At 66.8% G+C, this 14893-nt stretch carries 18 protein-coding genes; 11 read left to right on the forward strand and 7 right to left on the reverse strand.

Annotation, left to right across the window (positions count from 1 at the left end; translation table 11 throughout):
• Positions 1 to 15: 15 nt before the first annotated feature.
• From BMW51_RS13820 to BMW51_RS13835, 4 genes are all read right to left on the reverse strand, one after another.
• A complete protein-coding gene (locus tag BMW51_RS13820) occupies positions 16 to 1161 on the reverse strand; it encodes an acyltransferase family protein (RefSeq protein WP_093007444.1) in 1146 nt (381 codons plus the stop codon).
• Positions 1162 to 1339: 178 nt separating this feature from the next.
• Positions 1340 to 1888, reverse strand: a complete 549-nt coding sequence (gene rpsI / locus BMW51_RS13825) for a 30S ribosomal protein S9 (protein ID WP_093007446.1) — start codon at positions 1886 to 1888, stop codon at positions 1340 to 1342.
• Positions 1888 to 2367, reverse strand: a complete 480-nt coding sequence (rplM, locus tag BMW51_RS13830) for a 50S ribosomal protein L13 (RefSeq protein WP_093007448.1) — start codon at positions 2365 to 2367, stop codon at positions 1888 to 1890. The genes rpsI and rplM overlap by 1 nt, the downstream gene beginning before the upstream one ends.
• A 136-nt stretch (positions 2368 to 2503) precedes the next feature.
• Complete coding sequence (locus BMW51_RS13835) at positions 2504 to 3553, reverse strand: COX15/CtaA family protein (RefSeq protein WP_177171684.1); 1050 nt, start codon at positions 3551 to 3553, stop codon at positions 2504 to 2506.
• 107 nt (positions 3554 to 3660) lie between these two features.
• Here BMW51_RS13835 and BMW51_RS13840 point away from each other — a divergent pair, with 107 nt between their 5' ends.
• The 4 genes from BMW51_RS13840 (at position 3661) to BMW51_RS13855 (ending at position 7009) form a co-directional block, all read left to right on the forward strand.
• A complete protein-coding gene (locus BMW51_RS13840) occupies positions 3661 to 4056 on the forward strand; it encodes a MerC domain-containing protein (protein WP_093007450.1) in 396 nt (131 codons plus the stop codon).
• A gap of 58 nt (positions 4057 to 4114) precedes the next feature.
• On the forward strand, positions 4115 to 4585 hold the full coding sequence (locus BMW51_RS13845; RefSeq protein ID WP_093007452.1) for a Fur family transcriptional regulator: 471 nt from the start codon (positions 4115 to 4117) through the stop codon (positions 4583 to 4585).
• Positions 4586 to 4659: 74 nt separating this feature from the next.
• Positions 4660 to 6594 carry a 1-deoxy-D-xylulose-5-phosphate synthase gene (gene dxs, locus BMW51_RS13850; RefSeq protein WP_093007454.1) on the forward strand — a complete coding sequence of 645 codons (1935 nt, stop codon included), beginning with the start codon at positions 4660 to 4662 and terminating at the stop codon, positions 6592 to 6594.
• Positions 6595 to 6616: 22 nt separating this feature from the next.
• Entirely contained in the window at positions 6617 to 7009 is a 393-nt protein-coding gene (locus BMW51_RS13855) for a hypothetical protein (RefSeq protein ID WP_093007456.1), read from the forward strand.
• On the opposite strand, the gene BMW51_RS13860 is transcribed toward BMW51_RS13855, so the two are convergent.
• Positions 7006 to 7671 (reverse strand): RBBP9/YdeN family alpha/beta hydrolase, encoded by a 666-nt coding sequence (locus BMW51_RS13860; protein WP_093007459.1) that lies wholly within the window; start codon positions 7669 to 7671, stop codon positions 7006 to 7008. The two genes, BMW51_RS13855 and BMW51_RS13860, sit on opposite strands and share 4 nt — an antisense overlap.
• Positions 7672 to 7906: 235 nt before the next feature.
• Here BMW51_RS13860 and BMW51_RS13865 point away from each other — a divergent pair, with 235 nt between their 5' ends.
• From BMW51_RS13865 to BMW51_RS13885, 5 genes are all read left to right on the forward strand, one after another.
• Positions 7907 to 8683 (forward strand): TlyA family RNA methyltransferase, encoded by a 777-nt coding sequence (locus BMW51_RS13865; protein WP_177171685.1) that lies wholly within the window; start codon positions 7907 to 7909, stop codon positions 8681 to 8683.
• A gap of 93 nt (positions 8684 to 8776) precedes the next feature.
• Entirely contained in the window at positions 8777 to 9298 is a 522-nt protein-coding gene (locus BMW51_RS13870; protein ID WP_093007461.1) for a TspO/MBR family protein, read from the forward strand.
• Between the two features lie 27 nt (positions 9299 to 9325).
• The gene (locus BMW51_RS13875; RefSeq protein ID WP_093007463.1) at positions 9326 to 9583 is read left to right on the forward strand and encodes an accessory factor UbiK family protein; all 258 of its coding nucleotides are present in this window, start codon (positions 9326 to 9328) and stop codon (positions 9581 to 9583) included.
• 64 nt (positions 9584 to 9647) lie between these two features.
• Positions 9648 to 10157, forward strand: coding sequence for a type III secretion system chaperone family protein (locus BMW51_RS13880; RefSeq protein ID WP_093007692.1), 510 nt, complete (start codon positions 9648 to 9650; stop codon positions 10155 to 10157).
• A gap of 5 nt (positions 10158 to 10162) precedes the next feature.
• On the forward strand, positions 10163 to 10960 hold the full coding sequence (locus BMW51_RS13885) for a pyrroline-5-carboxylate reductase family protein (RefSeq protein ID WP_093007465.1): 798 nt from the start codon (positions 10163 to 10165) through the stop codon (positions 10958 to 10960).
• 1 nt (position 10961) lies between these two features.
• On the opposite strand, the gene BMW51_RS13890 is transcribed toward BMW51_RS13885, so the two are convergent.
• Positions 10962 to 11465, reverse strand: coding sequence for a MarR family winged helix-turn-helix transcriptional regulator (locus BMW51_RS13890; RefSeq protein ID WP_093007694.1), 504 nt, complete (start codon positions 11463 to 11465; stop codon positions 10962 to 10964).
• A gap of 72 nt (positions 11466 to 11537) precedes the next feature.
• On the opposite strand from BMW51_RS13890, the gene BMW51_RS13895 reads away from it, so the two are divergent.
• Positions 11538 to 12617 carry a branched-chain amino acid aminotransferase gene (locus tag BMW51_RS13895; RefSeq protein ID WP_093007467.1) on the forward strand — a complete coding sequence of 360 codons (1080 nt, stop codon included), beginning with the start codon at positions 11538 to 11540 and terminating at the stop codon, positions 12615 to 12617.
• 66 nt (positions 12618 to 12683) lie between these two features.
• Positions 12684 to 13562 carry an MBL fold metallo-hydrolase gene (locus BMW51_RS13900; protein WP_093007469.1) on the forward strand — a complete coding sequence of 293 codons (879 nt, stop codon included), beginning with the start codon at positions 12684 to 12686 and terminating at the stop codon, positions 13560 to 13562.
• Between the two features lie 33 nt (positions 13563 to 13595).
• Here BMW51_RS13900 and BMW51_RS13905 read toward each other — a convergent pair whose 3' ends face one another.
• Complete coding sequence (locus BMW51_RS13905; RefSeq protein WP_093007471.1) at positions 13596 to 14783, reverse strand: acetyl-CoA C-acyltransferase; 1188 nt, start codon at positions 14781 to 14783, stop codon at positions 13596 to 13598.
• Positions 14784 to 14893: the final 110 nt, after the last annotated feature.

Below are 14893 nucleotides of genomic sequence, written 5' to 3' on the forward strand. Positions count from 1 at the left end.
TTCACCGTGCGGCCGTCACGCCCGGCGAAGGAAACGAGTTGCCAACCAGCGCCTTGCCGGCTCGTCGAACAATTTGAGGCAAGCGAACGCGAGGATCACCGCCGTGATCACCAGACCAGCGCCGACCAGCGCAGATAGTATCGGCGACGGCTTCGTGTCCGCAACCCAGGCCGTGTAGATGTAGATAAGCGGATAGTGGGTGATGTAGAGCGGAAAGGAGAGGTTGCCGAAGAAGCGCGCCACTCGCAGCGACGTGCCCTCCGCTCCACCGTCGCCTGCGCCAATCGCCACGATTAGCGGGAACAGGAGGATAACGCAGACGGCGTCGTACAATCCGTTCAGCCATAGATTATCGTGCCCGCCGAAACGCGGCAGGCTAACGGCCGTAATCAGGATCGCGCTGCTGATCGCGAACGCGTGCCGCATACTGATCCGCGCTCCCAGCCGCAGCATCAATACGCCGGCGAAGAAAGGGAACAGGACACGCGTCAGCCCAATCCGAATACCGTTCGCGTCGAGCGCCCACCCACCGATGAAATCACCGCGCACGCTAAAGACGGCTAGGTAGATGGCCGCGCAAGCAAACAGCGCAACGAACATCGCCAATGCGCGGTTGGATAGCTTGCGAAAGGCGACGGCGTAGAGAACATTCGCGATGTATTCGTAGAAGAGCGACCATTGCGGCCCGTTCAACGGATAGATTTCATCCCACCCGCGAATATCGGCGCTTTTCGGCAGCGGGATCATCACGAAACCGAGCAGCATGACGCCGATCACCTGCGCTACCGATACGTCAGGCATCTTTGGAAACACAGGAGAAGTCTGAAACGTAAATAATAGTGCTCCCAAGATGCTTCCGACGATCACCATCGGTTGCAAGCGGATCAGTCGGCGCTTTAGAAATCCGGCGAGGTCCATACCGCCCCAGCGATCGTCATAGGCGTAGGCGATGACAAAGCCTGAAAGCAGGAAGAAGAAATCAACCGCGAGGTAGCCGTGGTTGATGATCTGTATCTGCGGATCACCGTTCGTGAACGTCTCGAAGACGTGAAAGAGCACCACCATGACCGATGCGACCCCTCGCAGGCCATCGAGGGAGACGTAATGGCGCTTCGTCGGTGAGACGGCGTTGGTCGATGTGGCAGCTTGGATCGCAGTCATGTTCGACTTGTGAATGCGGAAGGCGGCTTAGGCAACGTAGCTCGGTGAACGGTTCGGCTCGCATGTGAAAACGCGGGCTACGCAAGCGCCGCTTGCCCGATCGGCCGTGTGCCAACCGCCAACAAAAAGGGCGGCCCGTTGCCGGACCGCCCCCATGTACAACCGGGAAGGTTGAACCTTAGCGCTTCGAGAACTGGAAGCTGCGGCGTGCCTTGGCACGGCCGTACTTCTTGCGCTCGACGACGCGCGGGTCGCGCGTCAGGAAGCCTGCGGCCTTGACCGGCGAGCGCAGGATCGGCTCGTACTTGGTCAGCGCCTGGCTGATGCCGTGCTTGACCGCGCCGGCCTGACCCGACAGGCCGCCGCCCTTGACAGTGCAGATCACGTCATACTGGCCCTCGCGCTCGGTAATGCCGAACACCTGATTGATGACGAGGCGCAGCGTCGGACGCGCAAAATAGGTTTCCTGATCGCGACCGTTGATCGTGATCTTGCCCGAACCCGGCTTCAGCCAGACGCGAGCGACCGCGTCCTTGCGGCGACCGGTGGCGTAGGCGCGGCCGTACTTGTCGAGTTCCTGCGCACGCAGCGGAGCGCGCTGTACCGGCTCGTCGATTTGACCGGCCATGTAAGCGTCGGCCTGGTTATCGGACGCGTCCTTCGCAGCGGTCGACTGCTGCTGCAGCGCGGCGCCGAGATCGGAAAGGGACTGGCGATTGTCGGACATTATGCGCCCACCTTGTTCTTGCGGCTCATGCCGGCGATGTCGAGAACCTCGGGGTTCTGGGCTTCGTGCGGATGCTCGGCGCCCTTGAAGATGCGCAGGTGGCGCATCTGCTCACGACCCAGCGGGCCGCGCGGGATCATGCGCTCGACGGCCTTTTCCAGCACGCGCTCGGGGAAGCGACCTTCCAGCACCTTGGCCGCGGTCACGCCCTTGATGCCGCCGGCGTATCCGGTGTGCTTGTAATAGACCTTCTTCTCCGCCTTGTTCGACGTGAAGCGGATCTTGTCCGCGTTGATGACGATGACATTGTCACCGCAATCGACGTGGGGGGTGAAGCTCGTCTTGTGCTTGCCGCGCAGCACGTTGGCGATCACCACCGCCGCGCGACCGACCACCAGGCCCTCCGCATCGACGATGTGCCACTTCTTCTCCACCTCGTGCGGCTTGGCCGACTTGGTGGTCTTCATCAGCGCCTTCATGGGCCTAGTGACCTTTATCAACGAAAAGAAAAGCGACGCGGCGAGGGTGCCCGCGCGTCGTTGCCGGCCAATTGCCGCCGTACGCCCGGCAAGTCAAGGTTTGCGCCACTTTGCTGACGGGTAACGGAATACCTGACTACCCCGCGGTGCGTCGCGGCGTGCTGATCCCGTGCGCGGCAACCACGCTGGCGATCAGCAGCAGGGCGGCATTCGCCTGGTGCGCCACCGCGATCACGATCTCCACGCCCGACAGCAACGTCGCGATGCCGAGCGTGATCTGCAGCACGACGAGCGCGGCAACGGCGATTGCCGCACGCGGGTGACCGGCCGCCCGTGTGCGCCACGCCAGCCACAGCAGGCCGCCCGCCGCGGCAAAGGCCAGCCAGCGGTGGATGAACTGCACGACGATCGGATTGTCGACGAGGTTGGCAGCGCCGGGGCTGAGCATGGGCACGCCCGCGGGGAACAGTGTGTCGCCCATCAGCGGCCAGCTCGCAAAGGCGTAGCCTGCGTCGAGTCCGGCGGTGAACGCACCATAAGTAATCTGCGTGAACAGCAGCAGCAGCGCGGCGGCGGCCCCGAGCGCAAGGTGAGCGGGACGCTCCAGCGGGGAGGCGGCGAGCGAGCGCAGGTCGCGCGCGGTCCAGACGATCCCGGCCAGGATGGTCAGCGCGGTGACGAGGTGCACCGCCAGGCGCACGTGGCTGACATCGGTTCGCACCGACAGGCCCGAGGCGACCATCCACCAGCCGATTGCACCCTGCAGCCCGCCGAGCGCGAGCAGGGCGGTAAGCCGCCAGCCATAGCCAACTGGGATGCGTCGGCGCAGCGCGAACCAGATCAGCGGCAGCGCGAACGCCATCCCGATTACGCGCCCAAGCACGCGGTGGAGATACTCCCAGAAAAAGATTGCCTTGAACCCGTCGAGCGTCATGCCGCGATTGAGCTGCTGATACTCTGGAATACGCTGGTAATTCGCAAACTCGGCCTGCCACTGCGCGGTGGTGAGCGGAGGAATGATCCCGCTGACCGGCTTCCACTCGGTGATCGACAGACCCGATTCGGTCAGCCGCGTGATGCCGCCGACAACCACCATCGCGACGATCAGCGCCGCCACCGCATATAGCCAGCGCGCGATCGCGAGCGGACGCGCGGTCGTCGAATATCCGGGGGTCGCCTGAAGCATCCGCCCTCTATACGCCGCCTGGATCGGGGCGTCGATGACGCGGCGATGAGACAAAATGTCCCATGTGATATTGTATCTCGGTCGAAGCTGGCCTAGATGTCGGTGCGATGGCGCAGCGCACCACCTCGACCGACACGACGGCGCCGGGTAGTCGGCTCGACCGTTGGGCGATCTGGCTGTCCGCGGCCTGTCTGGCGCATTGTGTCGCGACCACGGTTCTGGTCGCGGTCCTGTCGACGGCGGGAGGGCTGCTCGGCAATCCGCTCATCCACGAGGTCGGCCTCGTGCTCGCGATCCTGATCGGTGCGGTCGCGTTCGGAAAAGGAGTCGTGGCGCACGGTCGACCGCTGCCGCTGCTGCTCGGCGGGGCCGGGCTGACGATGATGGCCGCGGCGGTGACCGTGCCGCACGGCGCGCATCATCTCGCCGAAAGCGCGCTGACGATCGCCGGCGTGGTGGTGCTCGCAACCGGACACGCGCTCAACCGGCATCGCCACGCCTGAGCGCTGCGCCGTCTACGGTCGCTTGCCGCATCGTCGCGATCTTCCTATCTCGATCGGCATGGCGGGGCACGATCATCTTGAGAGCGGCAGTGAGGAACTGACCCGCGCGGCGCAGGCGCAACTGGAGCAATCGGGCGAGCAGTGGACCAAGATGCGCGAGAGCGTGTTCACCGCGCTCGCCGGGTTCAGCCGGCCTGCCTCCGCCTATGACATCGCCGAGGCGGTCTCGCTGGCGCAGGACCGCCGCGTCGCCGCGAACAGCGTGTATCGCATTCTCGATCTGTTCGTCGGCAATAACTTGGCGCGCCGGGTCGAGAGCGAGAATGCGTATGTCGCGAACACGCATCCTAATTGCCGTCACGACTGCATCTTCCTCGTTTGCGACGCGTGCGGCACTACCACTCACCTAGACAACGATAGCATCACCGCTGCCGTCCGCACGGCGGCGAGCGATGCCGGGTTCACGCCCGAACGCCCCGTGATCGAGGTTCGCGGACGCTGTGCCGCCTGCACGGCCGGGAGCAACTGACCGCTCCGGCGCGAGATGCTGCCTGGTAGATCGTTGCAATCGACACGACGCATCGGCTGGTCTATCCGGCCGTGATGGCCAATGTTCCCGTGACGCCGCTGCTCGACACCGTCCACTCGCCCGCCGACCTTCGCAAGCTCTCGCCGGAGCAATTGCCGCAGCTGGCAGACGAATTGCGGCAGGAGACGATCTCTGCCGTTGGCACGACTGGCGGGCATTTGGGCTCGGGACTCGGCGTGGTCGAGCTGACGACCGCGATCCACTACGTGTTCGACACGCCGCGCGACCGGCTGATCTGGGACGTCGGCCATCAATGCTATCCGCACAAGATTCTGACCGGGCGGCGTGACCGCATTCGCACGCTGCGTCAGGGCGGTGGTCTATCGGGCTTTACCAAGCGGAGCGAGAGCGAATACGACCCGTTTGGCGCGGCGCACTCCTCGACCTCGATCTCCGCCGCGCTCGGCTTCGCGATTGCCAACAAGCTCGCGGGCACGCCCGGCAAGGGCATTGCGGTGATCGGCGACGGCGCGATGAGCGCGGGCATGGCATACGAGGCGATGAACAACGCCGAAGCCGCGGGAAACCGGCTGGTCGTCATCCTGAATGACAACGACATGTCGATCGCGCCACCTGTCGGTGGGCTGTCCGCCTATCTGTCCCGCATGGTATCGAGCCGCGAGTTCCTGAGCTTGCGCGAGCTAATGAAGAAGGTCGCGCGCAAGCTGCCGCGCCCGTTCCACTCCGCCGCGCGCAAGACCGACGAATTCGCCCGCGGGATGACGATGGGCGGCACCTTGTTCGAGGAATTGGGCTTCTACTATGTCGGCCCGATCGACGGCCACAATCTCGAGCATCTGATCCCGGTGCTGGAAAACGTCCGCGACGCGGAGGAGGGCCCGATCCTCGTTCACGTCGTGACCAAGAAAGGCAAGGGCTATGCCCCCGCCGAGGCCGCGGCGGACAAGTACCACGGCGTGCAGAAGTTCGACGTCATCACGGGCGCTCAGGCAAAGGCACCCCCGGGACCGCCGCAATATCAGAACGTGTTTGGCGAGGCGCTGACCAAGGAAGCGGCGAACGATCCACGTATCTGCGCGATCACCGCGGCGATGCCGTCGGGCACCGGACTCGACAAGTTCGCGAACGCCTATCCCGATCGCTTCTTCGATGTCGGCATTGCCGAACAGCACGCGGTGACTTTCGCCGCCGGGCTCGCCGCGCAGGGCATGCGGCCGTTCGCGGCGATCTACTCGACCTTCCTGCAACGCGCCTACGATCAGGTCGTCCACGACGTGGCGATCCAGAACCTGCCGGTGCGCTTCGCGATCGACCGTGCTGGCCTCGTCGGCGCCGACGGCGCGACCCACGCGGGCAGCTTCGACGTGACATACCTGGCGACGCTGCCGAACTTCGTCGTCATGGCGGCGGCGGACGAGGCAGAGCTGGTTCACATGGTCCACACCTGCGTCGAGCACGATTCCGGCCCGATCGCGGTGCGCTATCCGCGCGGCAACGGCACCGGCGTCGCGCTGCCCGAGACGCCCGAATTGCTCGAGATCGGCAAGGGCCGGATCGTGCGCGAGGGCAAGAAGGTCGCGATCCTGTCGCTCGGTACCCGGCTGAGTGAGGCGATGCGCGCCGCCGACACGCTCGACGCGCGCGGGCTGTCGACCACGGTCGCCGACCTTCGCTTCGCCAAGCCGCTCGACAATGCGCTGATCCGGCGCCTGCTGACCAGCCACGAGGTCGCGGTGACGATCGAGGAGAATGCGGTCGGCGGCCTCGGCGCGCACGTGCTGACGATGGCCTCCGACGAGGGACTGACCGACGCAGGACTCAAAATCCGCACGATGCGCCTGCCCGACCTGTTCCAGGATCAGGACAAGCCCGAGGTGCAGTACGCGCAGGCCGGGCTCGACGCTGAGGCGATCGTCGACACGGTGTTGAAGGCGCTGCGCTACAACGAGGCTGGACACGGCGGGGCGGGTCAGGCGGCGAGCGCCTGATCGCTCAATCGTTCTGTTCCCCATGACCGGGTGGCAGAAAGTCGCGGCGTTGACCGCGCTCTACGTCGTCGGGCTGTTGTGGGTGAACTGGACGATGGTGCGCCGCGTCCGCCACGCGCAGGCGGTCAGAGCGGCGTGGACCGCGGAAGAGTTCGACGCGGTGTTCGCCGACTGTGACCCGCGCGTCGCGCCCGCGGTGCGCGCCGCGGTCGCGCCGCTCTACGGCGAGGGCGTGGTGCCGCGGCCTGAGGACACGCTCAAACGCTTCCTCAAGCTCGATAGCGGCGAGATCGAGGATCTGGCGAACGCGGTCGTTTACGGGCTCGCGCCCGATGCCCCAGAGGCGCGGGTGATCCCCGCGCTGCCCGACATCGCCGCGCTGACCCGCTACGTCGACGCGCGGCTCCGCGGCTAGCCGAGCGGCAGGCGATCGTCGCGGTCGCGCGGAAGCGAGAGGATCGCGCGCGCATCGCCGGGTGATCGCACTTCGCCATGTGGTCCGCCCGCGGCGGCCAGCACGCGGTCGAGCAGCTCCTGCCCCTCCGGCCAGTGTCCCAGGCCGCTCGCAGCATTGAGGTGGCCCTGCGGTCCCGCGTCGACGAAATGGCTGCCCCAATCGACCGCCAGACTGTGCGCGCGGTCAAGGTCGATCCAGGGATCGTCGCCCGACGCGACCACGATCGACGGGAACGGCAGCGGCTGCTTGGGCGCTGGCGCGAAGGGCGCGAGCTCGACCGCGACCTGCGGGCGATCGACATCGGCGGGGGCGACCAGCAGCGCGCCCGCGACCGGCCAGCCGTAAGGCTGCGGGCTCATCGTCGCCCACCAAGCGACCGCGATGCAGCCGAGCGAATGCGCAACGAGGATAACGGGCGCACGCGCTGACGAAACTGCCTGATCGAGCTTGGTCACCCACGTGTTGCGGTGCGGGCGTTCCCACATGCCGAGATCGACGCGCCTCGTGTCAGGGCGGCTCTTCTCCCACAAGCTCTGCCAGTGCGCGGAGCCGGAGCCGCCGAGACCGGGTACGGTGAGGATCGTCGGGGTCACTGCCAGGTCGGACATCGCGCGTGCCATGCGTCACCTCCTTGTTCGCCGGCGCGTCGGAAACGGCCGGCAGGGCGAGGCCGCGGCGCAGTCTAGGGGGTCGGCACCACCGCGGCCTCATCCAAACGGTATTATCTACTAAGTCGATGGACAATCGTGCGGTGCAGCATTTCGCATGAGACGACACGCGGCTGCGACGATGCGTTTTCGCAGGACATGCTGAAAACGCTGTCAGATCGAGATCGGGTCGCGGTAAGGCGCGGCGATGCCGAAACAACGCGCCGATCAGATGCTGGTGGACCGTGGTCTGGCCGAGTCGCGCGCGCGCGCGCAGGCGCTGATCATGGCAGGGCTGGTGTTCGCGGGCGATCGAAAGGTGGATAAGCCGGGGCAGGCGCTGGCCGATGACGCATTGCTCGACGTGCGTGGTCGCGATCACCCTTGGGTTTCGCGCGGCGGCGTGAAGCTGGCGCACGGGCTCGATCATTTCGGCTGGGACGTGGGCGACGCGATCGCGATCGACGTGGGCTCGTCGACCGGCGGCTTCACCGATGTGCTGCTGACCCGCGGTGCGGCCCGCGTCTACGCGGTCGACAGCGGCAGTAACCAGTTGGCGTGGAAGCTCAGGCAGGACCCGCGCGTAATCGTACACGAACAGACCAGCGCACGCATTCTGACCGACGCGCACGTGCCGGAGGCCGTCGACCTGGTCGTGTGCGACGCGAGCTTCATCGGGCTGGCCAAGGTGCTCGACGTGCCGCTCGGCTTCGTGCGTCGGGGCGGGCGCGTGCTCGCGCTCATAAAGCCGCAGTTCGAGGCCGGACGCGAAGAGGTGGGCAAGGGTGGCGTGGTGCGCGATCCAGCAGTGCACGCGCGCGTTTGCGATGAGGTGGCCAGTTGGTTCACCGCGCGTGGCTGGATGGTGCAGGGGATCACCGAAAGTCCGATCACCGGCCCGAACGGCAACGTCGAATTCCTGATCGCCGCCACGCGGCCTGCCGCAGCGCCGATCATTGATCCAACCCGGAACGGGGGTGCGTAATAGGTGGTTTACGCGCGCGCGCCGATCGTGCACCGGCGCCACGACCGAAAGGGGATTACATTGGGTTCGATCGCGTCCAGGGGCCAGTTGCGGATGTCCTTCGTGCGCTGGGCCGCGTTCGTGGTGCCGCTGGTGTTGCTGCTCGGCTTCCTGTCGGGACGCAGCGTGCCGTCGGGCAACCAGAACGCCTGGTACGTCGCGCTCGCCAAGCCGGCGTTCACGCCGCCGGGCTGGGTATTCCCCGTCGCCTGGACGCTTCTGTACATCCTGATCGGCTTCGCGCTGGCAATCGCGTTGTCCGCGCGCGGCGCACCGCTGCGTGTGGTCGGCGTGGTACTGTTTGTGGCGCAATTCGCGCTCAATCTTGCCTGGACGCCGCTGTTCTTCGGTGCGCACCGGATCGGTGCGGCGCTGCTGGTGATCGCGCTGATCTTCGCCTTGTCGCTGGCGACGACCTGGGTGTTCGCGCGGTTCAGACCCACCGCGGCGGCGCTGATGCTGCCGTACCTCGCCTGGCTCGCCTTCGCGGGCGTCCTCAACTGGCAGATCGTGCGGTTGAACCCCAATGCCGATACGGTTGTGCCGGCGGGTGGAACGTCCCAGATACTGCGCTGACATCTATCAACGAGAGCCACACGCGTCATGCAGACGGAAAACAAGATCTTCGGCGACCTCGCCAAACTGTTCAACGGTGCCGCCGGCACGCTGGCGGGCGTCGGGCGCGAGGCAGAAGCCGGCGCGCGTGACCGTATGCGTGAGTGGGTCGGCGGGCTCGACTTCGTCAGCCGCGACGAGTTCGAGGCGGTGAAGGCGATGGCGGCGGCGGCGCGCGACGAGAATGACGTGCTGCGCGCACGTCTCGACGCGCTGGAGGCGGCGAGCAAGCCGCAGAACGGCTGAGGCGACACCTGCTTCCTTATAACGCGCCCCTTTCCGTTTTTCGCGCCGATGTGCGATGACGTCGATGATGCTCGACGAAGCTGACCTGGAGCCCGAACGCGAGGCACCGCTCGAGATGCTCGAGTCGTACTTCCTCGCGCACGGCTGGACGTGTGAGCGTCACGACGAGGAAATCACCGCGACGATCAAGGGCAGCTGGACCGAGTACGAGCTGCGCGCGCTGTTCCGCGAGGAGGACGGCGTGCTCCAGTTCCTCGCCTTCCCCGACGTGAAAGTGACCGAGGATCGCCGCCCCGCAATCTGGGAAACGCTGGCGCTGGTCAACGAACAGCTCTGGCTCGGCCATTTCGAGCTCTGGTCGTCGAGCGGCATCCTGCTTTACCGGAACGCGACGCTGGTCGACTCGATCGACGACGAGCCGAGCCTGTCGCTGACCGCCGCCGAACTAATGATCGAGACTGCGATCGACGAGTGCGAGCGCTTCTATCCCGTATTTCAGTTCGTATTGTGGGGCGGCAAGACCCCGGCAGAGGCGATCGCCGCCGCGATGGTCGAAACGCACGGCGAGGCGTAAGCGCGATGCGATTGTGGATGATCGGCTGCGGCAACATGGCCGGCGCGATGCTGCGGCGCTGGATCGCGAGCGGCGTGGTGCTTGCCGAGGACGTTCACGTCGTCAATCGCGGCAACCGTGATCTGCCACTTGGCGTCGTGCAATCGCGCGATCTGCCCGACGCGGACACCCCCGATCTCGTCATTCTGGGCGTCAAGCCGCAGCAGCTGGACGAGGTCGCCGAGCGTTATGCCGCGCGCGTGAGCGCGGCGCCGGTGATCGTGTCGATGCTGGCGGGCGTTGATGCCGCCGCGCTCGGCAGCCGCTTCCCGGGACCCGAGCCAGTCGTCGTCATGCCCAACCTGCCGGTCGAGATCGGGCAGGGGGTGGTGGCGATCCACGCGCCCGACGCGAGCGAGGCCGCTCGTGCGCGGGTCGACGCGCTGATGGCACCGCTCGGGCTCGTTCGCTGGTTCGACGACGCGGCCGGGTTCGAGGCCGCCGGCGCGCTGTCGGGCACCGGGCCCGCTTTCCTGTTCCGCTTCATCGACGCGCTCGCCGCGGCGGGCGAGGCGATGGGCCTCGCGCCCGATGATGCCGCCGCGGTTGCCAAGGTCACCGCGTCGGGCGCCGCCGCGATGGCTGCCGCAAGCGAGCGCAGCCCGTCGGCGCTCGCCGACGCGGTCGCGAGTCCGGGCGGTATGACGCGCGAGGGATTGAACGTGCTCGACGATCAGAGCGCGCTCAACGCGCTGCTGACACGAACGCTCGAGGCAGCGATCCACCGTGGCCGTGAAATGGCGGCGGAGCGTCGCCGCAACTGACTCAGCGGCGCAGCGCCTCGACCCGCGGCATTTCCTCGGGCGGGATCAGCCCTTCGAGCACCGCCCAGAACCCCGTCACCGCGTTCATCCCCGCGCGCGAATAGGCCGCGGACAGCCGCTCGCGCAGCGCGTCGAACAACTGCGCCTCCAGCGCGGCACCGGCCTCGGTCAGGCGCAAAAGCCGCTGACGACGATCGCGTTCGCCCGGGCGCGTGTCCACCATGTCGCGCTCGATCAGTTCGTTGAGCACGCGGCCGAGCGACTGTTTGGTGATGTTGAGCAGCGCCAGCAATTCGCTGACCGGCATGTCGGGGCGCCGGGCGATGAAATACAGCGCGCGATGGTGCGCGCGACCCAGTCCCTGTTTCGCGAGGCCCCGGTCGATCGCGCGTGTAATATGGCTGTTCCCGAAGTAGAGCAGCTCCATGCCCCGACGCAGCTCGGGCTCCCGAAGAAACTGCGGCGACGCGATCTGGGAAGGGGCGGGCTGGGGTGGGGCAGTCATGTTGACCGGCTTTGCCATCGCCCATAACCGTCCGCAACCCGCTTTGCGGCGCATCAGACTGGAAGGACCATCGTGTTCGCGCTTGAACGTCACCCAACCCCCGTCTCGATCGAGGACCGTACAGCGCGCCTGGTGGACCCGGTATTCGGGCGCGTCTTCACCGATCACATGGCGGTGCTGCTCTACAACGAGGAGCGGGGCTGGCATGACGGGCGCATCGCCGCGCGCGCGCCGCTGACGATGGACCCGGCCTCGGCGGTGCTCCACTACGCGCAGGAAATCTTCGAAGGCATGAAGGCGTACCGGCAGGAGGACGACAGCGTGTCGCTGTTCCGTCCGCGCGCCAACGCCGAGCGGTTCCGCGCCTCCGCGCGCCGCATGGCGATGCCCGAGCTGCCCGACGAGCTGTTCCTCGAATCGATCCACCAGCTGGTGAAGACCGACCGCGACTGGATCCCGACCAGCGCCGAAGGATCGCTCTACCTCCGCCCATTCATGATCGCGTCGGAGGTGTTCCTGGGCGTGAAGCCCGCGGCGCAGTACATCTACATGGTGCTCGCCTCGTCGGTAGGCGCTTACTGGAAGGGCGGCGCGCGCGCGGTGTCGCTGTGGGTCAGCCACGATTACACGCGCGCGGGCGCGGGCGGCACGGGTGCTGCAAAGTGCGGCGGCAATTACGCCACCAGCCTCGTCGCGCAGCAGGAGGCGATCCGGCGCGGCTACGATCAGGTCGTCTTCCTCGACGCGGCCGAGCGCCGCTGGATCGAGGAATTGGGCGGCATGAACATCTTCTTCGTGTTTGACGACGGCTCGATCCAGACGCCGCCGCTGACGGGTACGATCCTGCCCGGTATCACGCGCGACTCGATCCTGACGCTCGCGCGCGACGAGGGGCTGGTGGTGCGCGAGGAGCCGTACTCGATCGAGCAATGGCGCGACGACGCGGCGAGCGGTCGGCTGGTCGAGAGCTTCGCCTGCGGCACCGCCGCGGTGGTGACGCCGATCGGGCGCGTCGCGGGGCCTGGCTATGAATTCACCATCGGCAGCGGATCGACGGGGCAGACGACGCAGCGCATCCTCGATACGCTGAATGCGATTCAGCGCGGTCGCGCGCCCGATCCGCACGGCTGGCGCGAGCCCGTGCGCGTCTGATCGGGCCAGCGGGAACGCGCGCGCGGCTCGGTCATTTCGCCTCTGACACCGTTCAGAGGACCTTGCATGATCCGCCCGCTCGCCTCGCTTGCCCTCGGCGCTGCCTTCGCCGCGGTGGCGGTATCCGCCGCGCCGCGCGTCGCTGGCGCGGCTGCCACCACGTTCCGCGTCGGTGGAGTGGAAGTCGTGTCGCTGCGCGATGCGGTCAACGTGGTGCCGAACGACGGCAAGACGTTCGGCCTCGGCCACTCGCCGACCGAGGTGGCGCAGGTGCTGCGCAAGCGTGGTGCGCCGGCCGATCCGATCACGCTCGGTGTCGATCAGTTGCTGGTGCGGCTGCCGGGTCGGCTGGTGCTGATCGACACTGGTCTCGGGCCGAAGGTCGGCGGGACGCTGATGCAAAGCCTGTCGCAGGCCGGCGTCGCGCCCGATCAGATCGCCGATGTGCTGATTACCCACGGCCACCCCGATCATGTCGGCGGGCTGGTCGACGTGAATGGCAAGCCGGCTTTTCCGAAGGCGGTCGTGCATCTGTCGGCGCCCGAGTGGCAGTCGATCCAGCAGGGGCGCGGCGCGGATGTGGTGCCAGCCATCAAGGCGCAGGTGAAGACCTTTGCGCCGGGTGCCGCGATCCTGCCGGGGATCACCGCGGTCGCGTTGTTCGGACACACGCCGGGACACAGCGGCTACCGGATCACCTCGGGCAAGCAGAGCCTGCTCGTCATCGGCGATCTGGCGCACAGCGCGGTCGTGTCGCTCGCCAGGCCGATGTGGCCGATCCAATACGACGGCGACAAGCCGCAGGGCGAGCAGACCCGGGTGCGAGAACTCGCTCAGCTAGCGGCGACGCACCAGCGTATCTTTGCCGGACACTTTCCCTACCCGGGCGTCGGCTATGTCGTTCGTTCGGGCGAAGGCTACGCCTTCCAGCCCGAACGGCGATAATTTGCGCTCCCCGTCAAGGGAGCGCGGGTCAGGTCAGTTCATCAGCTCGACCGCCATCGCCACGGCTTCGCCTCCGCCGATGCACAGGGAGGCGAGACCGCGCTTCTCACCGCGATTCTCCAGCGCGCCGAGCAATGTCGCCAACACGCGCGCGCCTGACGCGCCGATCGGGTGACCCAGCGCGCAGGCGCCGCCGTTGACGTTCAGCTTCTCGTGATCGAGGCCTAAGTCACGCATCGCGATCATGGCGACGCAGGCGAACGCCTCGTTGACCTCGAACAGGTCGACCTCGTCCTTGCTCCAGCCCGCACGCTCCAGTGCCTTGCGCATTGCCGCGACCGGCGCGGTGGTGAAACGCGCGGGGGCATGGGCGTGAGCGGCGTGGGAAACGACGCGCGCGACCGGCTTGATCCCGAGCTTCTCCGCGACCGACAGCCGCGTCATGACCAGCGCCGCCGCACCGTCGGAGATCGAGGAAGCGTTCGCCGCCGTGATCGTGCCGTCCTTTGCGAACGCGGCCTTTAGCGTCGGGATCTTGGCCACGTCGCCCTTGGCGGGCTGCTCGTCGAGGCTGACGGTCGTGCTGCCCTTGCGTCCTGCCACCTCGACCGCGACGATCTCACGGTCGAACGCGCCTGACTTCTGCGCTGCCTGCGCGCGCTCGAGCGACCGAATCGCGTACGCGTCCTGCGCCTCGCGGGTGAATTGATATTCCTGTGCGGTTTCCTCCGCGAACACACCCATCGCCTTGCCGGGCTCGTAGGCGTCCTCCAGTCCGTCGAGGAACATATGGTCGAACAGGCGATCGTGTCCGATGCGCGCGCCGCCGCGGTGCGCCTTCGACAGATAGGGCGCGTTGGTCATGCTCTCCATGCCGCCCGCGACCAGCAGGTCGATCGAACCGGCGCCGAGCGCCTCCGTGCCCATGATCGCGGCCTGCAGACCGGAGCCACACATCTTGTTGAGCGTGGTCGCCTCGACATGTTCGCCCAGTTCCGCGAAGATCGCGGCCTGCCGCGCCGGCGCCTGGCCGAGCCCGGCCGACAGCACGTTGCCCATGTAGATGCGCTCCACTGCTTCGGCACTCACGCCCGCGCGCTCGACCGCTGCCTTCACCGCGGTCGCGCCCAGTTGCGGCGCGCTCGCACCCGCGAGACTCCCCTGCATCGACCCCATCGGGGTGCGGGCATAGGATAGGATTACGACGGGATCGGCGGCCATGACATGCTCCTGCTGAACGGTCGGCCTGTGTCGTGCCGACGCTGGTTGCTGCACTGCACCTAAGATATGGATCGCGCGATTGCCATAGCTGGAGGGACAAGCGCGACGTG

Origin of the sequence: Sphingomonas palmae (genome assembly GCF_900109565.1) — a bacterium.
GTDB classification, from domain to species: domain Bacteria; phylum Pseudomonadota; class Alphaproteobacteria; order Sphingomonadales; family Sphingomonadaceae; genus Sphingomonas; species Sphingomonas palmae.